Below are 22,429 nucleotides of genomic sequence, written 5' to 3' on the forward strand. Positions count from 1 at the left end.
TTTAAAGTACAGTGTATAGATGTCAATTCTAAAATCAGCAGTTGATACAGTTCATCAAAATATTCATCAGCGTCAGTCGATTGGTCATTTAATTGAACCTGCGCCGAATGCTGAGCAATTGGAAAATGCGTTTCAAGCCGCCTTAACGGCGCCAGATCATCATCGTCTTAAGCCTACGCGTTTTGTGATTATTCCTGAAACTGAACGTGAAGCATTTGGTGAGTTGCTTTCACATGCCTTAGCCGATACTGGACAAACTGAAGAAGCACAGTTGGAACGTGTGAAACACCATCCATTTCGTGCGCCACTATTGGTTTTGGCCTTAACTCAATTACAAGATCATCCCAAAGTTCCGCATTTCGAACAAATTTTAAGTTCAGGCGCAGCAGTACAAAACTTTTTGCTCTCTTTACAAGCACAGGGCTTTTCAACCATGTGGCGTAGTGGGGCGGTGGTTGAATCTAAATTGTTTAAACAAGCCTTGGGTTTAACGGAAAACGATTTGATTTCAGGCATTATTTATATCGGTACAGCTGTGAAAGCAATTCCACCGCGTGCTGAAATACAGTCTGCTGATTTTGTAAGCCATTGGCATAAAGCAAACCAATAAAAGTGAAAAATAGGTCGATTGAACAAGACCGATCAGTAAAGAAATTAGGATAAAAGAACAATGTCAGAACTTGATTTTGCAAGTCTTGTTAGCCCTGTGTCAGTAGACCAAAAAACGGCACTGCGTGTTACGGTGTTGGGTGGTGGGAGTTTTGGTACTGCGATGGCCAATACTGCAGTACGTAATGGCTGTGACACCATGATATGGATTCGTGATGAGGCGGTGGCTGCGGATATCAATGCAACACATATCAATAAACGTTACTTGCCAGATTTTCAATTAGAAGCCGGTTTGCTCGCTGTTTCAGATTTAGAAAAAGCAGTATGTAATCGTGACATTATTTTAGTGGCTATTCCGAGCCATTCTTTCCGTAGTGTTTTACAGCAGATCAAACCTTTTATAACCTCACAAGCAGTGGTGTCTTTAACCAAAGGTATTGAAGCCAATACCTTTAGCTTTATGAGCGATATTATTCGTGAAGAACTTCCTGAAGTCCCTTATGGTGTGCTTTCAGGGCCAAACTTGGCGAAGGAAATTGTTGCAGGACAACCTGCGGGGACTGTGATTGCAAGCCAATCTGAACTGGTTCGTTATGCAGTTCAACAAGCGCTACACAGTGCGTTGTTCCGTGTATTTGCAAGTGATGATGTGCATGGCGTGGAATTGGGCGGTGCTCTGAAAAATATCTATGCAGTCGCGATGGGTCTAGCTGCGGCTTATGGTGTCGGTGAAAATACCAAGAGTATGATTTTGACACGTGCTTTGGCAGAAATGAGCCGCTTTGCAGTGAAATTAGGCGCAAACCCATTAACATTCCTAGGTTTATCTGGTGTCGGTGATTTATTTGCAACTTGCAGTAGTCCGCTCAGCCGTAATTACCAAGTCGGCTTTGCACTCGGTAGTGGTAAAAGCTTAGAACAAGCCACCAAAGAACTGGGACAAACTGCGGAAGGGATTAATACTATTGTGCAAGTACGCGCACGCTCTGAAGAGCTCGATGTGTATATGCCAATTACCAGTGCCTTGTACGAAGTGATTTTTGAAGGTGCGCCGGCACTGAACATTGCATTGTCATTGATGAAAAATGGCCATCGTAGTGATGTTGAATTTGTCTTGCCACATCAGCAAGTTTAAGTTTGCTGATTCATATGCAATACACATAGCTTTGTCATACTGGCTGTATATAATGTGCGGAATAGAATAAGGAAATTTTATGCAACTGACATTGGTTAGGCATGGCGAAGCTGCTCCGCCAGTAATGGGGAATGATGAAAAGCGTCCTTTAACAGCGCGCGGACAAACTCAAGCGGCAGAAACTGCAGCATATTTGAAAGATATAATTCAACCAGACGTTTTTGTGGTGAGTCCGCTACTGCGGGCGCAGCAAACACTTTCATCTTTGCAAAAACATTTTCCACATGTGCCTGTGGTTATTTGTAATGCCATCAAACCGGAAGATGATGCCAAAGTTGCAGTGGAATGGTTGTCACATTTACCGTATGAGTCTATTGTGGTGGTGTGCCATATGAACGTTGTGGCACATATGGCCAGTGTTTTGGTCTCAGAATATTTTAATCCCTATGCTTTGGCAGAAGCGCGTATTTATGAACAAGCGGTCATTGCTCCAGGATTGTCGACACAAATTAAAACGTTTATACCATCAACATAAAAACCAATTAAAACGGCAGAAAAATTAATGTTGTATTTATGGATGCCCGAAGCCAATGGGGTTTGGCAATGGTCAGAAGGGGATTTCTGGAAGCAGTCATCGACACTTGAACAGTTGATTCAGGAAATTCAGCCACATGCGGGAAAGGAAGCGGTTGTTTTCTTTCCGAGTCGTGATGTACAAATCATTCAGCAAAATTTTCCAAAAAACCAATATAAAAAACTTGGCCCAGACGGCGTAAAATATTTACTTGAGGAATATGTCATTTTGCCTTTGGATGCAATGAAAGTATTGCATCATTTTCAAAGTCCAGATGAATTAACGGTCATGGGGATTGCGCATAGTACAGTTGAAACGATGCAGCATGCTTTGACGCTAATTCCTGTAAAAGTCATTTCGTTATTACCTGACTTTTTGGTCTTGCCAAGTCCAGAAGCAGGGCAACATGTTTTGGCAAATGTCAGCGGTCATTTATTGGTCCGAAATAGTGAATATGTCGGTCAGTCTGTTGATGATTTGGCATTGTATTTAGATTATCAAATTGGTCAGCCGAACTATAAGATTTCAAATCTAAGTTCAGATCAGACGCATAGTCTTGAAGCCGCTGTAACGCATGATCACATTGAATCTTTTCATTATGAACTACCCAATATAAAAAAACCGAAACAACATCCACTCAATGTTTTGCCGAAAGCCAAAGCCAATAGTGGTGTGGGTGGCTATTGGAAAGCATGTGCAGCAGTTTTGGTCGCGGCTTTAATTACACAGTTTAGCTATGATGCAGTTCGTTGGTATCAATACAAAAAAGTGGCCAATATCACTGCGGCACAAGCGATTGATCAGTTTAAATATTGGTTTGGGCAAAGCTATCCTGTCACTGAACAAACGCTGAAAAGCCAGTTCGAGTCACAATTGCGTCAGAGTCAAACAGGCAATGCGCAGGCGCTGTCCTTACTGAGCCGTGTTGGTCCTGTTCTAATGCAAAACCAAATTTCTGCAAATCGTGTGAGCTATGAAGCCTCGATGATAAATATGGAGCTAAAAGCCAATTCGGCAGAAGTACTGCAAACCCTAACCAATCAATTAAAACAACAAGGTTTTAAAGTCGAATTAGGGAATATTCAACCAAGTGCCAACGGCGCGATTGGATTGGTGAAAATACAATAATGACAAAAATGGAAAACCTACAGCAACGTATAGATGGGCAAATTGAGCGCATCACTGATTATTTAGACCAACTGTCTACTCGTGAACGAGTTATGGTGATCTTTACCACGATTTTTGTTGTAGTGGCAGCGATTGGTTCGGCACTGTTTTATATGAACAAAGCTGCAAATTTTCAACAAAAGCGCGTGAATGAACTCAAAGATACTGTTGTTTGGATGCAAAGTAATGCCGTCACGATGAAACCAGCAGGTGATACACAACTGAGCGCGTTGGAAAAAGTTCAGCGTGTATCGCAACAACAGGGTTTATCCGTGGCATCTCAACAAGTCGGTGAGCAAATACAGATTGCAGTGATGCATGAAAATTATGCAATTCTGGCCAATTTTTTGACTCAATTGGTTCAAATGGGCTTAAGTATTGAAAAGATGGAGTTAAGTTCTGAAGCGGGACAGGTCAAATTAACAGCGAGTGTACAATAATCGGTAAAAATAAAGATCTGCTAAGCATGGTGTTTTATTTGTGCTGTGCCTATAATATGCCGACTTAAAAAGCAGTAGACTTTTATAGATATGTTGTATTCTCTAGCCCGCCCTTTGTTGTTTACTTTAGCACCAGAGCGTGCACATGAGCTGACATTATCGCTGTTGAAATCTTCCCACAAGATGGGAATGATGCGTCAAAACGTGGCGTCTAAACCAGTGACATGTATGGGAATCGAATTTCCGAATCCAGTTGGTTTAGCAGCCGGTCTTGATAAAAACGGTGCTTATATCGATGCGCTGGCGAGCCAGGGCTTCGGCTTTATTGAAATTGGTACAATTACACCACTTCCACAATCAGGAAACCCTGAACCTCGTTTATTTCGTTTACCGAAAGCAAAAGCCATTATTAACCGTATGGGTTTTAACAACGATGGCGTGGATCAATTGATCGAAAATGTCAAAGCTGCAAAATTTAAGGGTGTACTTGGGATCAATATCGGTAAAAATGCAGTCACACCTGTTGAAAAAGCAGTTGACGATTATCTGATTTGTCTAGAAAAAGTTTATAACTACGCTTCTTATATTACCGTTAATATTTCATCTCCTAACACAAAAAATCTTCGCAGCTTACAAAGCGGTGATGCTTTGACTGAACTGTTAGAGACGCTCAAGAAACGTCAACTCGAGTTGGCGGATGAAAATCAACATTATGTACCCTTAGTACTTAAAGTTGCACCAGATCTAGAACCAGAAGACATTAATTTTATTGCACAACAATTGTTAAAATTTAAAATTGATGGTCTGATTGTCACCAATACGACTTTGTCACGTGAAGGTGTTGAAGGCCTTCCATTTGGTGATGAAGCTGGAGGTCTATCCGGCGCGCCAGTCTTTGAGAAAAGTACGGCATGTTTGGCGGCTTTTGCTAAAGTATTAAACGGTCAAATTTCATTGATCGGTGTGGGTGGTATTTTGTCGGGCGCGGATGCTGTTGCGAAACAAAAAGCAGGAGCAAGCCTTGTACAAGTGTATAGTGGCCTCATATATACAGGTCCGACACTTGTAAAAGACTGCGTAGACGCATTGTAAATATCATGAATACCATTGATATCTTTATACTGATTATTTTGCTCATTGGAGGGCTTAACGGTTTGCGTCAAGGATTTGTAAAAGCCTTTGCGAACTTCATTGGATGGATTCTTGCACTTGTCATTGCGGCAAAGTATGCAACCGTCCTTGCACCTTCGATGACATCTTTAAGTACAGATCCAGTGGTACAAAAGATTGCCGCGTTCGCATTTATTGTATTGTTGATTGTAGTCATGACTTGGGTCGCTACATGGTTATTGAACAGTATTTTGAAAACATTAAAGCTTGGTCCTTTAAATCGACTGGCGGGTGGTGTTTTTGGAAGCTTAAAAGGATTGTTGGTGGTGCTGATCACTATGCAGGGGCTAGGTCCTTGGGTAGAAAGTTCACCACATTGGAAACAATCTAAAATGGTTCAGTCATTATTGCCATATGCGCCTTGGGCAACCGAATTGTCCAAAGATGCTGCAAATCAAGCACTTCATCATATTCAGTCTGAAGATGCTCAGAAATCTTCAGACCTACCATCTGAGTCGCAGAACAAGCACGGACGTTCTGGATCGGGTGAGTCAACAAATAATCCTTTTTATTAACCCTAGCTTGTCTGCGAGGTTGCTATGTGTGGAGTAGTTGGTATAGCTGGTAAATCACCTGTTAACCAAATGTTGTTTGATGCGTTAACGATGTTACAACATCGTGGACAGGATGCAGCCGGGATCGTAACTTGTCAGGATGGTCGTTTATTCCTGCGTAAAGATACGGGTATGGTGCGTGATGTGTTCCACACACGTCATATGCGTGCATTACAGGGTAATTATGGTATTGGCCATGTTCGTTACCCAACTGCTGGTTCTTCAAGCAGTGCTGAAGCTCAGCCATTCTATGTAAACTCACCTTATGGCATTACGCTTGCACATAATGGTAACTTAACTAATGCTGCTGAAATTCATGATGACTTGTTCAAGACTGACTTACGTCATATGAACACCGATTCAGACTCAGAAGTATTATTAAACGTATTTGCTCACGAATTGCAAAAACGCGCAAAACTTACACCAAGTGCTGAAGATGTATTCCACGTGGTTTCACGTGTGCATGAACGTTGCAAAGGTGGTTATGCGGTTGTTGCTATGATCACAGGTCAAGGCCTTGTGGGTTTTCGTGATCCAAATGGTATTCGTCCATTAATTTACGGTTCTCGTGAAACTGAAAATGGTATGGAATATATCATTGCGTCTGAATCTGTCGCAATTACAGCGCTTGGCTTTAAAGTTGAGCGCGATATTGCACCGGGTGAAGCAATTTATATTACTGCTGATGGCGTGATGTCGACCAAGCAGTGTGCAGTAGCCCCTGAATATCGTCCTTGTATCTTTGAATACGTATATTTTGCGCGTCCAGATGCAACCATTGACGGTATTTCAGTTTACAAAGCACGTTTGAAAATGGGCGAAAAACTTGCTCAGAAAATTCTACGTGAATGGGGCGATGAGCACGATATCGATGTCGTGATCCCAATTCCTGATACTTCACGTACTTCGGCGCTAGAACTTGCAAATACCTTAGGTGTGAAATTCCGTGAAGGCTTCATGAAGAACCGTTATATCGGTCGTACCTTCATTATGCCGGGTCAGCAACTTCGTAAGAAATCTGTGCGTCAAAAGCTTAACCCTGTAGAGCTAGAGTTCCAAGGCAAAAACGTACTTTTGGTCGATGACTCGATTGTACGTGGTACGACTTGTAATGAAATCATTCAAATGGCGCGTGATGCGGGTGCGAAAAAAGTATTCTTTGCGTCTGCTGCACCGATGGTGAAATATCCAAACGTGTACGGTATCGATATGCCAGCCAAATCTGAACTGATTGCGTCAGAACGTAGCGTTGAAGAAATCCGTGAAATTATTGGTGCTGATCGCCTAATTTTCCAAGATTTGGAAGATTTGAAATCTGCAGTACGCACCAAGAAAGTCCCTGAGTTACAGGACTTTGATTGCTCGGTATTTGATGGTAAATATGTGGCAGGCGGTATTGATGCTGAATATTTAGCAGCATTAGAGCGTAAGCGTAATGACTCTGCAAAAAATGAAAAGCCAGCTTATATCGATGTTAACATTGATGCAGCTTCTGTGGATTTAACAGGTGTTCGTGAAGAATAATCTGCTGAAAACATACTGAAAAAGCGGGAATTTCCCGCTTTTTTCATTTATGATGAGCAAACAAAAGACAATGTAGCTTAAGGGTATTACATTGAGACGTGTGGGTTATGATTTTATAAAAAACAAAAATATGTTTTGGCCTGTCACCATGTGTATGGCGGCAGTGTTTTTGACCGTCGCAATTATTAATGTAATTGTCGGTTTAATTGTGGATTATTATGATTCCACTCAGTCTATCTATTGGCATGTGCTTAGCCCATTTTTAGTGGCTGCTGTACTGCTGATTATGTTGGTTTCAGTTCTCTATGATTTTTACACCTTTCGCTTAGGTGGTTATTCACTTGCCAAACAGTTAGGTGCGCGTCGTCTGAGTCTGATAGAAAGTATTCCAGAAGAAAGTGTTGCACTGCGTATGACTGAGCAGCTGGCAGATACCTTTCTAATCGATACTCCCGCACTTTATGTCCTACCTGATGAAGTGGGCGTGAATGCGCTCACCGCTGGTTTTAGCCCTCGAGATACATCGATCATTTTAACTTGGGGTGCCTTACAAACCTTAGATGAGATGGAAATGTATGGTTTGCTGAGCCATGAATTTAATAAAATCTTGTCGGGCGAAGCTGCAGAAAATACCCGTTTGAAAATCTTATATAGCGGGTTGACGACCTTTAGTCAGTGGGGCAGTAAAATTGCAAAACGTGGCTTCTATAAAAATGGACAAGCACGGGACAATAAGTTTGAAACCCTCTTTGTAGCGATTGGCGCGGTCATTTGGTTGATCGGAAGCTTAGGTGTTTTGATTTCCCGCTTTATTAAATATATCTCTTTGGGTTCTCGAACCTATCGTAATGACCAGAAAACTAAACGTCTGATTCAAAATGATGCTAATATTCAAACCTTATTAAGGATTTATGTGCATCATTCAGGTTCGCAAATTCATAGTGAATATGCGGAATCGATTTCTCATATGTGTTTTGCAAACTCACTCAGTCCGCAAAACTGGATGAATATTCACCCAAGTATTGAACAGCGTATTTTTGAATTAAATCCGGCGCTCATTCATGACCTGCAACTAGAAAATTTAAAAAAACTGCGAAACCAGCCGCTATTTTATTTATTCCGTTCACTAGAAGAAGCTAGTCCAGATGTTGCAACACCATGGAACTCGCCACAACCATTACCTTTACTGCGCTTGTCACCGATTAGTTTTGCGATACGAGATGCAATTAAACCGTTGAACCCCGAGATTCGTGAAAATTGGCAGCGGCCTGAATTGATCCAACGTGCCTTGCAAACAGCAACGGGTTCGCGTGAGGTGATGGTTGCGATTTTAATGATTCGTCAGTATCGAGAGTTTATTCCGACTGAAGCTGAAGTCAGTCGTGCGATTGTGGATGCCTTATTGAATCTTGATGGTCGTGTGCATATCTCAATTTTTCATGAGGCATGTAAAAATATTGGTACCATGCCAGCAACAATTTCACGGCAGTTCTTAACCAAGCTGGCCAAAATTATTCAAGAAGATGGTGAAATTGGTTTGCTCGATGCCTTACTACTTGAAACAGTGAAATATGAGTTAAATCTGTTGCCTGCACATACACCTACATCTTTAGAAGATGTAAAACCGAGTATTGTGCGTTTGATTGATGCCTTGTTGCATGTGCAACAAATTAACAGTGATAACCAACTCGAAGTGCGTGAAAAAATCCTCAATCGAATCTTAACGAAAGAAGAACTAGAGTTTTATCGCGATATTTCTGATGAGCCAATAGACTTGGCTGAAATCCTAAATGATATTTCTGGGCTGCTGCTGCGTGAGCGGTTAAGCATTCTTGGGGTTGCTGAAATATGTTTATGGAATGATCGAATTATCACGCAAGATGAGTTGGATGTTTTGCAGCTACTATATTGGCGTATTGGATTTGAATCAGCTGAGATAGTTGAACTAATGCAAAAGAAAAATAGTTTAATGATTGTATAATTGTTTATAGCGGCTTGATTTATGAATAAATTGTTTAATTTTAAGTCAAAAGTAGTCTGAGCAATTCTAAAGAATCTTTAAAGAAATAGTATGATCTAATTGATTTATAAAAGTTCAGCAAAAACCAATGAATCCCGTTAGAATATCAAGCCTTGAATCGGTGAAAATGAAAGCATGATTGGGCATCAGCGAAGCATAATGGCGGCAATGGGAATTGATATATGGATTCCTCAGGCGGCTCCGTGTCAGCAATTTAGCTCAAATATTTGGCGAGATCAGGCGGCTCCTGAAATAGTCTCTGAAATTCTACTCAAAAATGAGCCTCAGCCAACGCCTGTTTCATCACAGACTGAGCTTAAAAACAACGTTGATGTTGTTGTAAATCAACCTGTAGAAGCACCTAAAGATGAACTAAAGGTTGTTGAGCCTGTTGAAGTTCGTCCAATTGTTCAAATACCTTCGTTTAACTTAGAAGCCATCTGTTTAATGCACTGTGTTATTGTCATTGATGCCACAGAATTAACGGCAGAGCAGCAAGTTTTGTGGAGCAATATTCAGCGCGCAGTCAGTGCCGATTTCTTTGCTTTACAGTGGCCTTTTGGCTGGGTGAATTTGCAAGATGGTCGTGGTGCAGCATCTTATGTACAGGGTTTTATCGATGCGATGAGCTTGGATAAAAATGTCATTTGTCTAGGCGATATTCCGCATTTAGAGCATGCGAAGGTGTATCCATTGGCATCTTTACAGCAAATGATTGAACAGCCTTTATTGAAAAAACGCCTATGGCAATTTATGCAAAATAAGGCAGGACAAAATACTTAAATTACGTAAATGGAAAATTTATGCAAAAAAAAGTAGTGGTTTTTAGTCAAATAGATCAAGAAATAATCCAACGTTTAGAACAGCAATTTAAAGTTTTCCAAATTAGTCCTAAATTGGGCGATGTGAATCAGCAAATTCTTGAGCATTCAAAAGATGCTGACGCCATGATTGGTGCGGGACGTTTGTTGAATGCCTCAAATTTAGCGCATGCATCACAATTAAAAGTCATCTCAAGTGTAAGTGTCGGTTATGACAACTATGATTTAGCATTTTTAAATCAAAAAAATATCTGGTTGTGCCATACTCCGCATGTATTGACGGAAACTACAGCAGATTTAGCATTTACCTTATTGATGAGTGCAGCACGTAAAGTGCCTGTATTGGATCAATGGACCAAACAAGGGCAGTGGAAGCGTACAGTTGGTCCTGAGCAATTTGGCATGGATGTCTTTGCTAAAACTATTGGTATTATTGGCTTAGGACATATTGGCGCAGCGATTGGGCGTCGTGCTCGCTACGGCTTTAATATGAATGTACTCTATCATAATCGCCGAGAAAAAATTGAATTGGCTGAATCGTTATCAGCGCAATATTGTGATTTGGATGATTTGTTGCAACGTGCTGACTTTGTGGTCGTTGCAGTGGATTTAAATGCAGAATCGAAAGCTTTAATTGGTGAACGTGAGTTGGCCTTGATGCAATCGCATGCGGTATTGGTCAATATTTCACGCGGTTCAGTGATTGATGAAGCCGCTTTAATCGATGCATTAAGTCGTGGTCAAATTTTTGCAGCAGGCTTAGATGTTTATGAGCAAGAGCCACTTCAAGAATCGCCATTATTTACATTAGCCAATGTCGTGACATTACCCCATGTGGGTTCAGCAACAGCGGCAACTCGTAAACGTATGGCGGAATTGGCTTATCAAAATCTAGTGGATGTTTTGGTACATGAGCGCGCGCCACGCTATGTGGTCAATCCAAAATTTGAATAAACAATCACAACAGTTCTCTCCATAATTCACCAAAATTCAATGCTATATTCGATGAAGTACGAATATGAAATTTAGAGAATAGACTTTGAAAAAGATTTTACTGGCATGTGGTCTCGGGCTTTGTTCGACATTGGCGCAGACGCAGTCCGTAGATTTTAGTTCATCCCCACAATTTTCTGTGCCTGAAATAGGTAGTGGCGTCGGCTTGTTGGATCAACAAAAAGAACGTGCCATTGGTGAGAAAGTGTATCGTGAGGTGCATCGTCAACTTCCTGTGACTGAAAATCCGTGGATGGAAGATCGTCTTTTATCTGTCTTTACGCATATTTTAAGCCAAACCCAACTCAACCAACCGGTCGGATTGTTATTAATTAATGATCCACAAATTAATGCTTTTGCTGTGCCGGGAGGTTTATTTGCATTAAATGCGGGATTAATTAATTCAGCACGCAACATGGATGAAGTGGCAGGGGTGATGGCGCATGAAATTGCACATGTATCACAACGTCATTACAGTCGTTCACAAGAAGCCTTTAAAGGGCAAGGTTTATTGTCACTAGCTGGTATTTTGGTCGGAGCCTTAGTGGCCTCACAGGCAGATGGTGATGTCGGTGCGGCTGTAATGATGGGCTCACAAGCCGCTTTGATGGATAAACAGCTAACCTATAGCCGCAATCAAGAACGTGAAGCAGACCGCATCGGGATGCAGTATATGTACCGTGCAGGATACAATCCGCAAAGCATGGCTGACTTTTTTGAAGTGATGCATCGCTCTACGAGTCGAGTGAGCTTTCTGCCTGATTTTTGGTTGACACATCCTTTAACCACGGAACGTATGAGCGAGGCGCGCTTACGTGCCAATCAGTTGCCTCAAGTTAAAACCAGTTTGGTTGATCAAGATTTTGAAATTCTGCGTTGGTATAGTCGAGTACTGTCGGGTCAGGCAACCGAATTGCAATTAAATGCGATGGTGGCGCAAAAGAATTATGCAGCTGAGTTGGCTTTGGTGAGCTTGCATATTAAACAAGGTGACTTTAGTGCTGCCCAAAAGTTATTAAATGAAGCAGCAAAACAAAATGCATCGCATGCACTTTTTACTATTTTACAGACCGATGTGCTGTTGGGTCAAAACAAAACAGCCGATGCTGTGAACGCTGTGAAAAGTTCGGCAATCATCATGCCTGAAAATCGGGCATTAAATTATAAATATGCAGAGGCTTTGATTCGAAACAAAGAATATGCCCAGGCACAACTGATTCTACAGCGATTTTTACAAGCAAATCCACGTGACTTGAGTGGTTGGCGACTGATGTTGCAAATGGCTGATGCAGACAAAGATGCAAGCTTCCGTTCGGTCAATGTGCTGCGATATCGAGCTGAAGTAGAGTATTGGGGTGGGGATGAAGAACGCGCGATTAAATCTTTGCTACAGGCGCAGCGCATCGCCAAAGACTCGAAAAGTCTTTCTGCGAAAATCAAGCAGCGTGTGGACGAAATGCAAAATGAACGGAAATTAAAAATATAAAGATTTCAAATGTGATGTACTTATCTATGTCGATTATAAAGTGCAAATTGTAGTTTTAGTGGTTTAGATTAATCAGTGTAAACTAGCTGGATGTAAAATGTTTATGATTAAGAACTTACAAATGAAAAATATAATTTTAGCGGCCTGTCTGTTGGGCTTAGCAACGAATATTGCAGCAGCGAGCGCAGAGCAATATGTGATCGCTGTGAATGATATTAACGAAAAATATAAAACCGATGTACGCCAATTTTTTAGTCAGTTAGACCCGCAGCAACAGGGATTTAAAGCAGACCAGCAAGTGAAATACTGCGGTATTGTTCAGACTTATGTGAATGATCTTTATCGTGCTGCAGACGAAAATCGCGCATTTTTAGATCGTGAGTACCGTAATATGAATAAGCAGGATGTGATTCAGCAGGTGATCGCATCAAAAGAGATGCAATTATTAAAAAAATATAATGTGCAATGTGCCCTAAATTAAAAGCAAATTTATAAGCATTTTAAATCATTACGAGAAACTGAATAAAAATGAAACTCGATGATTTTGATATGCGTCATGGCAGAATTACGCTTCAGTTGATTCAGCGTCACGATGCAAAAGCACTTTATGAGGCGATCTGTCAAAGTATAGAAACCTTACGAATGTTTCCTGCAAGTTTGGCTTGGTCTTTACAAGAACCTAATTTAGATGCTTCATTGGCATTTTGTGATTCGAGAGTGTTGGCTGCGTTAAATCAGGAAAATTTTGTTTATGTGATTCGTGAGCAACAGTCGCATAACTTTTTAGGTGTCATGGATATTCATCAAATCAATTGGTTGGAAAACCAAGCTGCTGTTGGATTTTGGGGAAATGTTGAATTTAAAGGGCAGGGTTTGATGACTGAAGCCTTGCAGTTATTTGTGGATCAATTATTGAATGATCTGGGATTTCAGCAATTAAATGCTTTTGTAGATGCAGAAAACAAGCAAGCACGACGTCTATGTGAACGAGCAAATTTTAGATTGATTGAAATCGAACAAGCTGCAATTCAAAATCCAGTAGATGGAAGTTGGCGAGATATTTGTAAGTATGAAATCGTTAGATGATAAAGAAAAATAAATGATGTATGGATTTGAATTTTTTTTGAATTTGGATAATTTGGCTATTTAAGTCATCAGCGTACTTAAATAGACCAAATCAAACAATATAGATGAAAGATTAAGAGAGTTTCGCTTTAATTTTAGCTGAAACTTGTGCAGGATCGGCACGTCCGGCTATGAGCGGACGTAGAGAGTTCATCACCTTACCCATATCTTTCATGCTAGTAGCTTCTTGCGCAGTAATCGTTTGCGCAATGATGGAATCAAGTTCTTCCTCAGTCATAGCTTCTGGTAGAAATTGAGATAACACCTCAATCTCGGCTTGTTCCTTACTAGCTAAATCATCTCGGTTTGCACCTAAAAAGGCTTTAACCGATTCTTTGCGTTGTTTGATTTGCTTTTCAATGACCGCAAGAACTTGCTTATCGTCAAGCTCTATGCGCTCATCGACTTCGATTTGCTTGATTGCTGCCTGAAGACTACGTATTACCGTTAACTTGTCCATTTCTTTAGCACGCATAGCGGCTTTTAAAACTTCAGTTATTTGGTTTTTTAAAGTAGTCATTTATCTTATCCAGGTTAGTCAATCAATCACAAATTAATCTTAGTAAAGGCGAGTAGTACGTACTGATTCGCGAGCCAATTTCTTTTGGTAGCGTTTAACAGCAGCAGCTTTTTTACGTTTACGTTCTTGAGTTGGTTTTTCGTAGAATTCACGTTTACGAACGTCAGCAAGAACACCCGCTTTTTCGCATGAACGTTTGAAACGACGGATAGCTACGTCTACTGGTTCGCCTTCTTTCAATTTAACTTGTGGCATGAAGAATCCTCATTAAGTTATGGATAAGATCTCGGGTCGAATTACCCTTGATCACAAGTGAAGGTCAGTATTTTACTCATTTACATCTCATATCACAAGTCTATAATAGGTTTCGCAATATTTTGAAATGGGCAAAAGGCAGTTTAATGATCGTTTTAGGCTTGGAAACTTCGTGTGATGAAACAGGACTCGCACTCTACGATAGTGAGCAAGGATTACGCGGACAAGTATTGTATAGCCAAATCAAACTGCATGCAGAATATGGTGGTGTGGTACCTGAATTAGCTTCACGTGACCATGTGCGTAAGTTAATTCCGTTATTAAAACAACTGTTTGAAGAAAGTAAAGTTGATAAATCAGAAATTGATGCCATTGCATATACTCGCGGGCCGGGCTTGATGGGTGCATTAATGACAGGCGCATTGTTTGGTCGTACGTTGGCATTTGCACTGAATAAACCTGCAATTGGTGTACATCATATGGAAGGTCATATGTTGGCGCCGCTGTTGTCTAAAACTCCACCAGAATTTCCATTTGTGGCACTTTTAGTCTCTGGGGGACATACTCAATTGATGGCTGCTTATGGAATTGGTCAATATGAATTATTGGGTGAGTCGATTGATGATGCAGCAGGTGAGGCATTCGATAAAGTCGCTAAAATGATGGGTCTACCATACCCAGGTGGTCCAAATATTTCGAAATTGGCGATCAATGGCGACATCAATGCCTTTGAATTTCCACGTCCAATGCTACACCAAGGTTTAGATTTTTCATTTAGTGGTTTAAAAACTGCCGTTTCAGTTCAATTGAAAAAAGTTGAAGGCGAAGGTCGTGAGGCGGATATCGCTGCATCATTCCAAGAAGCGTTGGTTGATACATTGGTGAAAAAATCAGTGAAAGCTTTAAAACAAACGGGTTTAAAACGTTTAGTTATTGCCGGTGGTGTAAGTGCAAACAAGCGTTTACGTGAGCGCTTAGAAGCTGACTTGGCAAAAATCCGTGCAAATGTGTTTTATGCAGAACCTGCACTGTGTACAGATAATGGTGCAATGATTGCGTTTGCAGGTTATCAGCGTCTTAAAGCGGGTCAGCATGATGGTTTGTCTGTTACAACTACACCGCGTTGGCCGATGACTGAGTTGACTAATCCAAACGAAGCGTAAAAATCGTTTAAAAAGGAGGCTAAATTAGCCTCTTTTTTATTGTGTGTTTCAAAAAAGAGATTGTGGTTTTAGATCATTATTGAGGATATGATGGCTCAATAAATAATTAGAGCCATGTGAAATAATGACAAAAAATAATGAAGCTTTGGATCAATCAAAACCAAATCAAAGTCATATTGACCTAAAGAAATTTTATAAAGGTGTTTCTTTACCCTATGAAACTTTGGATATCCACAATATTCCAGATGGGGCAAAACAAGACCATTTTATTGAAATTCATTGTGGAGGTTTTGGGTCGGAAATTTCCCCACATCCCACTCAAAAATATCAATTTTATGCTCTTACGGATCGAGGTCCGAATACAACCTATGATGTGAATGGAGATAAAGGCAAGATATTCTTAGATCCAAGCTATATGCCAAAAATCAGACTTTTTGAATTGTAGCTCGATGGATCGATTAAAAAATTGAAAGAAATATTACTCAAAGATCCAACTGGGAGACCTATAACAGGTTTGCCAAATCGGCATTTTGGTGCAACAAAAGAAGTGGCTTATGATCAAAATGATGTGGTTTTAGCAATTGGCACAGATGAATATGGCTTAGATTCTGAGGGTTTGGTTGCATTAAAAGATGGCACATTTTGGGTGAGTGATGAATATGGGCCTCATCTCGTTCATTTTAATAGCGAAGGCGTGGAAATAGACCGTATTAATGCATACAAACAAGATGAGCGTTGCAAGTCGGGTTATTTTCTTCCAAATGCATTTGCCAACCGTAAGCAAAATCGAGGGATGGAAGGTCTGACGATTACACCAGATCAAAAAAAATTGGTCGGCATCATGCAGTCGACGATGAGTAATCCAGATTCATCAGTCACAACGTCGGACTTGGTTCGTATTGTGGTGGTCAATTTAGACGATGGCTCAACTGAACAATATCTATATCGGCAAGAACTTAAGTCAAACTCAAATACAGCCATTGTCGCGCTGAGTGAAACATGTTTTTTAGTGGCTGAACGTGATGATGATTTTTATAAAGATAATCCAAACGCTTTTAAACGAATCTATAAAATATATCTCGATGCGGCGACAAACCTAGAAAAAGTTCAACTAAGTGATCATTTTCAGCAAAATGAATCTTTAGGATTGCTCATTGATGGGCAAACACCTGAACAATATGTGCTTAATGAGGGGTGGGAGGCGCTAAAAAAATTAAATATTTTGCCTGTGGCAAAGAGCTTAGTTGTCGATTTAGTCGAAACTTTACATTATCCACACGATAAAGTTGAAGGCTTGTGGGTGATTGATGAACAGCATTTGGCAATTATAAATGATGATGATTATGGTTTTACAGAAACGGATGGGATCTTGGAGCAAAAATACCTTGATGCGGAGAAAAGTGTGATTGATTGCAATACCTTATATGTGATTGGTCAACTCAATTTAGCGCCATAAGTGGTGTGTTCTTAATGATTTTCAAGAAATTGGTTCAATTAAGAGTTTATTAGCATTTAAAAGCAGCCAACGAGGATGTGGCTGCTTTTAGCTGAAATTGTCTGACTGGCTTTGCAGAACTTATATTTTCAGATCATAAAAATATTGTAGACGTTATTTTTCCAAAGCCTTTAGATTTTCAGACCCAATCCAATGCTTTGAAAATTGATAAGCAGCACGCCCTGAACGTTGCCCACGACCTTGACACCAACGCAGTGCTTCAGCACGAGCTTCATCTGTCCATGGCATTGCAGCTTTAGCCAAATAATGTTCAACAATTTCTAAATATAAATTTTGATCCATTGGATAAAAAGACAGCCACATCCCAAAGCGGTCAGAAAGAGATATTTTTTCTTCAATCGCTTCTTGTGGATGGAGCTCAGTATATTGAGGCACATCTACCTTGGTTACAGGTGTGTTTTCATGCATGAATTCAGGCAATAAATGACGACGGTTACTGGTAGCATAAATAATAAAATTACTTGAACCTGATTGTAATGAACCATCCAAAACACTTTTTAAGCTGCGATAGTTTTCATCTTCAGCATTGAATGCCAAATCATCACAATATACGATAAATTTTTCAGGGCGATGTTCAATCAACTTTTGGATTTCTGGCAAATCAGATAAATCATCACGCTCAATTTCAATTAAACGTAAACCTTGGTCTGCATAATGGGTCAGTAGGGCACGGACGATGGATGATTTACCTGTACCACGAGAGCCAGTGAGTAAAACATCATTGGCAGGTAAGCCATTTAAAAACTGTAAAGTGTTTTGAATCACTTTTTCTTTTTGACGTTCAATCCCTTTTAAGTCTTCTAAATACATGACTTTGGGCTGTTGAATGGCTTTAAGCTGTTTATCTTGCCATTTAAACGCGATACTCGAAAAATCGGGTGCTTGTTTAAGCTCAGGCAAACTGTGCTGTAGTTGTAAGAGTACAGTAGATAGCGATTGAAGGATGTTGTCAGGTAAATCAATTGTAGCCATGATAAGTCAGCTTGTCGTGTCTTGTTGTTGGTTAGTATATGACAGCAGTGTACATCAATAATGCAGTTATAATCGCTGAAATATGTCAAAGTTAAATGATTGTTCTGGCAGATCTACGCTATTCGAACAACCCAAAAGTTGTTATAAATCTAGCCGAGTGAACAGTTTAAAATGTGCTGAGGGATAGTCATGTTGTTTACAGAGTTTTCAAAAAGTATTAATCCACATCAGGCATATCGGATCAAAAAATTAAAGCGTCAGCTCGACCGTGCTGAATGTTATGAAGAATGGAAGGATATCGCACTAAAAATAGATGAAGAATCGGGTGCGCAAGAATGGAAACTCGATAATAGTTCACCGTATTTTGATGCAGAAATTATTACTCATCGTTTAGGGTTACTGAGACGATATCGAGCTCAGGAACGTACTCGAGATTTGATGTACATTTTAAGTGAAGGTTTAACTTATGATGTGGGCAATATTGCCCATCCCTTGCTGTTTACAGAAGCCTACGTCGGCACCAAAAAAATTATTGAAGACTATGTTGATGAGGTGAGTCAAAGTTTGGCCTTTATTGCATCCGAAGAATGCGTTTGTCTCAATGCTGCACAAAAAATTGAATTCTTTGAACAAAGCCAAAAAGCCTATGGACAACCTGTATTGATGTTTTCCGGCGGTTCAACTTTAGGCTTGTTTCATACCGGTGTGTGTAAAGCGCTGATGGAACAAGACCTCATGCCAAAAGTTTTGTCAGGTTCCAGTGCTGGCGCCATTATGACAGGGATGTTGGGTGTATCTAAACCGTCAGAATTTACCAATTTATTAAACGGACAAAACTTCTTTAGTGAGGCATTTCACTTTCGGAAATTGACTGAGTTAGTGCAGGGTAATGGCGGCTTGGCGGATGTAAAATATCTGAAAAAGTTTTTGGTTGAAAACTTAGGTGACTTAACTTTTTTCGAAGCCTATAAGCAATCTGGTCTGCATATCAATGTGGCAGTTGCGCCTTATGATGCATCACAAGATGCAAGAATTATGAATGCCTATACCTCACCCGATTTGTTGGTATGGAGTGCAGTGCTGGCATCATGTGCAGTGCCCATTCTATTTCCACCGGTACGACTGACCAGTAAGCGTTATGACGGGCAATTTACGCCATATATGTCGGCAACACGTTGGGTAGATGGTAGTGTGCGCAGTGATTTCCCACAGGAGAAAATGGCACGTCTATATAATATTAATTATAGTATCGCCAGTCAGGTCAATCCGCATATTGTGCCGTTTATGCAGGATGATGCTGCACGCTTTCGTAAAAGCATGTTGAGTTGGCCTGAGCGGATCGTTCGTCGTCAAGGTAAGGTGATTAGTAAAGGGGTTATGGATTTTGCCCGTGAGCGCGCAGGAAGTATTCCACCTGTTAGACGTTTGCTTGATCATGGTTATGGCGTGATGGATCAGCGTTACTATGGTGATGTCAATATTGTGGGGAAATATGGCTTAAGACACTATAGTTATATGTTGCAAAATCCTCGACCTTATCTGTTTAAGGTATTGCAACGTGAAGGTGAAAGAGCCACATGGCCGAAGATTTCATTAATCGAAACGCAAGCCCGTATCGGTAAGACCATTCAGCATTGTTTGGAATTATTAAATTATCAAAATGAACCCAGCCAACGACATGCAGAGTTTATTGCGGTTTAAATCCACAGATTTAACGCAAATCATTTATGAGCCAAAAACCAAATCTAAAAGTTTGGTTTTTGGGCGTCGTCTATATCAATTTCAATTCAATCAACAACGTTATTGGCTCAAGGCGCAAGTCAGTGACAGCAGTCCTGAACATGTAGCTAGTTTTGGTCGTGAAATTGAGCTGTACCAACTATTTAGTCAAGCGTCTACACAAAACAGCATCACGCTACCTTTTCAAGTGATAAAACAGTCGCATCTCAGTATTCAGCAAGAGTCTATTGATCGCCTATTAATACTCCCGAATGCCGAGCCTTGGTTCGTACAGCCTGCATCGAATTTGAGCCTTGCGCAGGTGAGGCAAGTGCTATGGCAAGCACTCGATGTGGTTGAACGATTAAGCTTGCACGGTTGGATACATGCAGATTTAAAACAAGAGCATTTTGTGAATTGGCAAGGGCAGTGCAGACTCATCGATTTTGAGCAAGCGTTACCTTTAGAATTTGATCAGTTAGATGCCTTAACTGCGACACCACGTTATATGGCTCCAGAACTTTTCCATGGACAAGCGAAATCTTTGCACAGTGATATCTATGCGCTGGGGATTATTTTTTTGGAATGGCTGACATCACAGCGTTTAGAGGCGAAAAACTATGAAGATTGGGCCTATTTACATTGCCAACGCTTAAAGCTTGATCTGCCACTGCAATATCAAGGGTTTACTCAGCTATTGCAACACATGTTGATGAAGCAAAAAAATGACAGATTGGTGGATTTTTATCGCTTAAAAAGCGACTTAGTTGCTGAATTTGCTTAAGAAAAATACAAAAAAAGCACTATTGTTTTTTATTTAAACAAACAAGATGCTTTTTTATAAAAAAGGCTTGTCATGTAGGGGTGATCTCTATAATATACACAGCCATCGGGGACGTGGCGAAATTGGTAGACGCACTGGATTTAGGTTCCAGCGCCGCGAGGTGTGAGAGTTCGAGTCTCTCCGTCCCCACCACTGAATTACTAAACATGAGTTTGGTAATGAAGGTTACAGAGGATTGGTGTAATGGTAGCATGACGGTCTCCAAAACCGTTCGTCAAGGTTCGAATCCTTGATCCTCTGCCAAGTTTTAAAAAAGTCTGACATTGTCAGCAACCCTGTTGGGGACGTGGCGAAATTGGTAGACGCACTGGATTTAGGTTCCAGCGCCGCAAGGTGTGAGAGTTCGAGTCTCTCCGTCCCCACCACTTAATTTATTAAGTTGCCAAATAAACAGGTTTTTAAAACAAATTAAAGTCTGACATTGTCAGCACCCGAGTTGGGGATGTGGCGAAATTGGTAGACGCACTGGATTTAGGTTCCAGCGCCGCAAGGTGTGAGAGTTCGAGTCTCTCCGTCCCCACCATTAGATTAAGCAAGGTTTTATACCTTGCTTTTTTGTTTTTGAAATTCGAAAAAATCAGTGTCTTAAACATGGTCTTTTTTGAAGACTAATTCTAATAATAAAATCTAATGAAAGATGATGAACCAGGAGATACAGCAAGATGTCTAATCTTGCTTTTTTATTGTCTGAAATTTATCTCGTTTAAAATGAGTCAGTAAATCAAAGGTAAAAAAAAGCCCGCATATACGGGCAAGTTTTTTAAATGCGGATTCGAATCAATCGAATTAAATCATTTATTTCAAATCGTTCGAATAAATTATAGAGAAGATTATGCCTTTAAATGATCTTCAAACTCTTCACCGAGCTGCATGGCCAAAGCATTACCAGACAAATCTACAGTCACTAAACCATATTCTTTTTTAAAACTGAATGTAAATCCACGATTATCTGCCAGTGTACGAACAGAATATCCTAACTTTTCTAACCAAAGACGGAAGGCAACTAAATTTTTTGCTTTAACCACTTTTTTCACGAGCGAACTCCTTATCAATCATTAAAATATTAAATAGGGGTGTCAAAATATTTTTTAAAGGGGAAATGGAAAACTTTTATTTAAAATATGAAATTTTGATGGATAAATAAACAGATTATCGGCTTATAAACGGTATAAATTCATTTAAATTGCTGTTTTATAACAATCTAAACTTAATGTAAGTAAATATAACGTATTTTAAAAATTTGGGTTTTAACTGCTGGCTTAAAATATGTCCTATGTGCATAGAGAAGCTGTGCGCAAAATAATCGATTGCTTGGTTTGGAATGCACAGCTGTTTGGGCATGCAGTTGTGGATTGCAAATAATGACTTGTTCACAGCTAAATTGGCTGGATAGATGAACTTGAGAAGCTATTTCACATCAAGATTTGTCGAAATGCTTTTATACTATATCCCATCGATATAAATAGATTGAACGCATGCAAAACATTGAGCACGATGTCAAAGCAAAAATTGAACAGATGCAACAAGCAGGGCAGACGCCTGTTGCGGTAATGCTTGGACATGAAGATTGGTTGGTCTTTTCGGAGCAATCCAAAGTGGCATATACGCCTTTTGGCAGTGCGCGACGTTATCAGCCTGCATTAGGTGGCTTATTGATGGTGCGTATCGATGAAATGCAAGCGGTTCGAGTTGTGACTCAAGCTGAATTGGACGAATTTGCTGCAAGCAATCAAATTTTATAAATATAAAATGATAAATCGCCCCGAAACATTCATCACAAATAAAACAGTTTATTTGTGATGAAATCTAAAATGCTTATAAC

Annotated in this window: 24 protein-coding genes and 4 tRNA genes; 24 read left to right on the forward strand and 4 right to left on the reverse strand. The window is 40.2% G+C overall.

The genetic code is table 11. The annotated features are described in order from the left end of the window. Positions 1–19: 19 nt before the first annotated feature. The 14 genes from FTU36_RS00730 (at position 20) to FTU36_RS00795 (ending at position 13,579) form a co-directional block, all read left to right on the forward strand. A complete protein-coding gene (locus FTU36_RS00730) occupies positions 20–610 on the forward strand; it encodes a nitroreductase family protein (RefSeq protein ID WP_171525909.1) in 591 nt (196 codons plus the stop codon). Positions 611–670: 60 nt separating this feature from the next. Beyond that, positions 671–1,744: an NAD(P)H-dependent glycerol-3-phosphate dehydrogenase gene (locus FTU36_RS00735; RefSeq protein ID WP_180116621.1), complete on the forward strand. Its 1,074-nt coding sequence runs from the start codon at positions 671–673 to the stop codon at positions 1,742–1,744. A 79-nt stretch (positions 1,745–1,823) separates the two neighbouring features. Continuing rightward, positions 1,824–2,279 carry a histidine phosphatase family protein gene (locus FTU36_RS00740; protein ID WP_078193626.1) on the forward strand — a complete coding sequence of 152 codons (456 nt, stop codon included), beginning with the start codon at positions 1,824–1,826 and terminating at the stop codon, positions 2,277–2,279. A 27-nt stretch (positions 2,280–2,306) separates the two neighbouring features. Further along, complete coding sequence (gene gspL, locus FTU36_RS00745) at positions 2,307–3,446, forward strand: type II secretion system protein GspL (RefSeq protein WP_180116622.1); 1,140 nt, start codon at positions 2,307–2,309, stop codon at positions 3,444–3,446. Beyond that, positions 3,446–3,925: a type II secretion system protein GspM gene (gene gspM, locus FTU36_RS00750; protein WP_078188869.1), complete on the forward strand. Its 480-nt coding sequence runs from the start codon at positions 3,446–3,448 to the stop codon at positions 3,923–3,925. The genes gspL and gspM overlap by 1 nt, the downstream gene beginning before the upstream one ends. A gap of 90 nt (positions 3,926–4,015) precedes the next feature. Further along, positions 4,016–5,017 carry a quinone-dependent dihydroorotate dehydrogenase gene (locus FTU36_RS00755; RefSeq protein ID WP_180116623.1) on the forward strand — a complete coding sequence of 334 codons (1,002 nt, stop codon included), beginning with the start codon at positions 4,016–4,018 and terminating at the stop codon, positions 5,015–5,017. A gap of 5 nt (positions 5,018–5,022) precedes the next feature. Next, on the forward strand, positions 5,023–5,610 hold the full coding sequence (locus tag FTU36_RS00760) for a CvpA family protein (protein WP_078188866.1): 588 nt from the start codon (positions 5,023–5,025) through the stop codon (positions 5,608–5,610). Positions 5,611–5,634: 24 nt separating this feature from the next. Next, the gene (purF, locus tag FTU36_RS00765) at positions 5,635–7,173 is read left to right on the forward strand and encodes an amidophosphoribosyltransferase (protein WP_078193623.1); all 1,539 of its coding nucleotides are present in this window, start codon (positions 5,635–5,637) and stop codon (positions 7,171–7,173) included. A 91-nt stretch (positions 7,174–7,264) separates the two neighbouring features. Continuing rightward, positions 7,265–9,154: a M48 family metalloprotease gene (locus tag FTU36_RS00770; RefSeq protein WP_180007308.1), complete on the forward strand. Its 1,890-nt coding sequence runs from the start codon at positions 7,265–7,267 to the stop codon at positions 9,152–9,154. A gap of 174 nt (positions 9,155–9,328) precedes the next feature. Further along, positions 9,329–9,976, forward strand: a complete 648-nt coding sequence (locus tag FTU36_RS00775) for a hypothetical protein (RefSeq protein WP_180022456.1) — start codon at positions 9,329–9,331, stop codon at positions 9,974–9,976. A 20-nt stretch (positions 9,977–9,996) separates the two neighbouring features. Continuing rightward, a complete protein-coding gene (locus FTU36_RS00780) occupies positions 9,997–10,968 on the forward strand; it encodes a D-glycerate dehydrogenase (RefSeq protein WP_180022455.1) in 972 nt (323 codons plus the stop codon). Between the two features lie 85 nt (positions 10,969–11,053). Continuing rightward, entirely contained in the window at positions 11,054–12,493 is a 1,440-nt protein-coding gene (locus FTU36_RS00785; RefSeq protein WP_078188859.1) for a M48 family metalloprotease, read from the forward strand. Between the two features lie 121 nt (positions 12,494–12,614). Next, a complete protein-coding gene (locus FTU36_RS00790) occupies positions 12,615–12,974 on the forward strand; it encodes a hypothetical protein (protein WP_168378953.1) in 360 nt (119 codons plus the stop codon). A 47-nt stretch (positions 12,975–13,021) separates the two neighbouring features. Beyond that, positions 13,022–13,579: a GNAT family N-acetyltransferase gene (locus FTU36_RS00795; RefSeq protein WP_180116624.1), complete on the forward strand. Its 558-nt coding sequence runs from the start codon at positions 13,022–13,024 to the stop codon at positions 13,577–13,579. A 112-nt stretch (positions 13,580–13,691) separates the two neighbouring features. Here the strand turns inward: FTU36_RS00795 and FTU36_RS00800 are convergent, their stop codons facing one another. Both FTU36_RS00800 and rpsU read right to left on the reverse strand, forming a co-directional pair. Beyond that, positions 13,692–14,138: a GatB/YqeY domain-containing protein gene (locus FTU36_RS00800; protein WP_078193617.1), complete on the reverse strand. Its 447-nt coding sequence runs from the start codon at positions 14,136–14,138 to the stop codon at positions 13,692–13,694. A gap of 39 nt (positions 14,139–14,177) precedes the next feature. Next, positions 14,178–14,393, reverse strand: a complete 216-nt coding sequence (gene rpsU / locus FTU36_RS00805) for a 30S ribosomal protein S21 (protein ID WP_001136722.1) — start codon at positions 14,391–14,393, stop codon at positions 14,178–14,180. A 146-nt stretch (positions 14,394–14,539) separates the two neighbouring features. On the opposite strand from rpsU, the gene tsaD reads away from it, so the two are divergent. The 3 genes from tsaD to FTU36_RS00815 all read left to right on the forward strand — a co-directional run bounded on the left by tsaD (position 14,540) and on the right by FTU36_RS00815 (position 17,012). After that, positions 14,540–15,556, forward strand: coding sequence for a tRNA (adenosine(37)-N6)-threonylcarbamoyltransferase complex transferase subunit TsaD (tsaD, locus tag FTU36_RS00810; protein WP_180116625.1), 1,017 nt, complete (start codon positions 14,540–14,542; stop codon positions 15,554–15,556). Between the two features lie 124 nt (positions 15,557–15,680). After that, positions 15,681–16,001: a hypothetical protein gene (locus FTU36_RS16655; protein WP_257224774.1), complete on the forward strand. Its 321-nt coding sequence runs from the start codon at positions 15,681–15,683 to the stop codon at positions 15,999–16,001. A gap of 21 nt (positions 16,002–16,022) precedes the next feature. Then, positions 16,023–17,012, forward strand: coding sequence for an esterase-like activity of phytase family protein (locus FTU36_RS00815; protein WP_257224775.1), 990 nt, complete (start codon positions 16,023–16,025; stop codon positions 17,010–17,012). Between the two features lie 153 nt (positions 17,013–17,165). On the opposite strand, the gene FTU36_RS00820 is transcribed toward FTU36_RS00815, so the two are convergent. After that, complete coding sequence (locus FTU36_RS00820; RefSeq protein WP_180116626.1) at positions 17,166–18,044, reverse strand: ATP-binding protein; 879 nt, start codon at positions 18,042–18,044, stop codon at positions 17,166–17,168. 189 nt (positions 18,045–18,233) lie between these two features. Between FTU36_RS00820 and FTU36_RS00825 the strand changes: the two genes are divergently transcribed. The 6 genes from FTU36_RS00825 (at position 18,234) to FTU36_RS00850 (ending at position 21,130) form a co-directional block, all read left to right on the forward strand. Then, positions 18,234–19,745 carry a DUF3336 domain-containing protein gene (locus tag FTU36_RS00825; RefSeq protein ID WP_180116627.1) on the forward strand — a complete coding sequence of 504 codons (1,512 nt, stop codon included), beginning with the start codon at positions 18,234–18,236 and terminating at the stop codon, positions 19,743–19,745. Next, the gene (locus tag FTU36_RS00830; protein ID WP_180026843.1) at positions 19,723–20,547 is read left to right on the forward strand and encodes a protein kinase; all 825 of its coding nucleotides are present in this window, start codon (positions 19,723–19,725) and stop codon (positions 20,545–20,547) included. Before FTU36_RS00825 ends, FTU36_RS00830 begins: the two co-directional genes overlap by 23 nt. A 107-nt stretch (positions 20,548–20,654) precedes the next feature. Beyond that, a tRNA-Leu gene (locus FTU36_RS00835) sits at positions 20,655–20,739 on the forward strand. Positions 20,740–20,776: 37 nt separating this feature from the next. Further along, a tRNA-Trp gene (locus tag FTU36_RS00840) sits at positions 20,777–20,850 on the forward strand. Between the two features lie 37 nt (positions 20,851–20,887). After that, positions 20,888–20,972: transfer RNA gene (locus FTU36_RS00845), tRNA-Leu, on the forward strand. 73 nt (positions 20,973–21,045) lie between these two features. Beyond that, positions 21,046–21,130 (forward strand) — tRNA-Leu (locus tag FTU36_RS00850). A gap of 307 nt (positions 21,131–21,437) precedes the next feature. Here FTU36_RS00850 and FTU36_RS00855 read toward each other — a convergent pair. Beyond that, positions 21,438–21,641 carry a hypothetical protein gene (locus FTU36_RS00855; RefSeq protein ID WP_078188846.1) on the reverse strand — a complete coding sequence of 68 codons (204 nt, stop codon included), beginning with the start codon at positions 21,639–21,641 and terminating at the stop codon, positions 21,438–21,440. Positions 21,642–22,082: 441 nt separating this feature from the next. Here FTU36_RS00855 and FTU36_RS00860 point away from each other — a divergent pair, with 441 nt between their 5' ends. Next, positions 22,083–22,349 carry a hypothetical protein gene (locus FTU36_RS00860; protein ID WP_257224776.1) on the forward strand — a complete coding sequence of 89 codons (267 nt, stop codon included), beginning with the start codon at positions 22,083–22,085 and terminating at the stop codon, positions 22,347–22,349. Positions 22,350–22,429 lie beyond the last annotated feature (80 nt).

The organism is Acinetobacter sp. YH12096, from assembly GCF_013419215.1.
Taxonomy (GTDB): domain Bacteria; phylum Pseudomonadota; class Gammaproteobacteria; order Pseudomonadales; family Moraxellaceae; genus Acinetobacter; species Acinetobacter amyesii.

Excerpts from the sequence above, each read along its gene's own strand:
- FTU36_RS00795 (WP_180116624.1), top strand. The coding sequence starts at position 13,022 with ATGAAACTCGATGATTTTGATATGCGTCATGGCAGAATTACGCTTCAG.
- gspL (WP_180116622.1), top strand. The coding sequence starts at position 2,307 with ATGTTGTATTTATGGATGCCCGAAGCCAATGGGGTTTGGCAATGGTCA.
- FTU36_RS00825 (WP_180116627.1), top strand. The coding sequence starts at position 18,234 with ATGTTGTTTACAGAGTTTTCAAAAAGTATTAATCCACATCAGGCATAT.
- FTU36_RS00860 (WP_257224776.1), top strand. The coding sequence starts at position 22,083 with ATGCAAAACATTGAGCACGATGTCAAAGCAAAAATTGAACAGATGCAA.
- FTU36_RS00775 (WP_180022456.1), top strand. The coding sequence starts at position 9,329 with ATGATTGGGCATCAGCGAAGCATAATGGCGGCAATGGGAATTGATATA.
- FTU36_RS00755 (WP_180116623.1), top strand. The coding sequence starts at position 4,016 with ATGTTGTATTCTCTAGCCCGCCCTTTGTTGTTTACTTTAGCACCAGAG.
- tsaD (WP_180116625.1), top strand. The coding sequence starts at position 14,540 with ATGATCGTTTTAGGCTTGGAAACTTCGTGTGATGAAACAGGACTCGCA.
- FTU36_RS00740 (WP_078193626.1), top strand. The coding sequence starts at position 1,824 with ATGCAACTGACATTGGTTAGGCATGGCGAAGCTGCTCCGCCAGTAATG.
- FTU36_RS00830 (WP_180026843.1), top strand. The coding sequence starts at position 19,723 with ATGCAGAGTTTATTGCGGTTTAAATCCACAGATTTAACGCAAATCATT.
- FTU36_RS16655 (WP_257224774.1), top strand. The coding sequence starts at position 15,681 with ATGACAAAAAATAATGAAGCTTTGGATCAATCAAAACCAAATCAAAGT.
- FTU36_RS00820 (WP_180116626.1), bottom strand. The coding sequence starts at position 18,044 with ATGGCTACAATTGATTTACCTGACAACATCCTTCAATCGCTATCTACT.
- rpsU (WP_001136722.1), bottom strand. The coding sequence starts at position 14,393 with ATGCCACAAGTTAAATTGAAAGAAGGCGAACCAGTAGACGTAGCTATC.
- FTU36_RS00790 (WP_168378953.1), top strand. The coding sequence starts at position 12,615 with ATGAAAAATATAATTTTAGCGGCCTGTCTGTTGGGCTTAGCAACGAAT.
- FTU36_RS00760 (WP_078188866.1), top strand. The coding sequence starts at position 5,023 with ATGAATACCATTGATATCTTTATACTGATTATTTTGCTCATTGGAGGG.
- FTU36_RS00800 (WP_078193617.1), bottom strand. The coding sequence starts at position 14,138 with ATGACTACTTTAAAAAACCAAATAACTGAAGTTTTAAAAGCCGCTATG.
- FTU36_RS00780 (WP_180022455.1), top strand. The coding sequence starts at position 9,997 with ATGCAAAAAAAAGTAGTGGTTTTTAGTCAAATAGATCAAGAAATAATC.
- purF (WP_078193623.1), top strand. The coding sequence starts at position 5,635 with ATGTGTGGAGTAGTTGGTATAGCTGGTAAATCACCTGTTAACCAAATG.
- FTU36_RS00735 (WP_180116621.1), top strand. The coding sequence starts at position 671 with ATGTCAGAACTTGATTTTGCAAGTCTTGTTAGCCCTGTGTCAGTAGAC.
- gspM (WP_078188869.1), top strand. The coding sequence starts at position 3,446 with ATGACAAAAATGGAAAACCTACAGCAACGTATAGATGGGCAAATTGAG.
- FTU36_RS00730 (WP_171525909.1), top strand. The coding sequence starts at position 20 with ATGTCAATTCTAAAATCAGCAGTTGATACAGTTCATCAAAATATTCAT.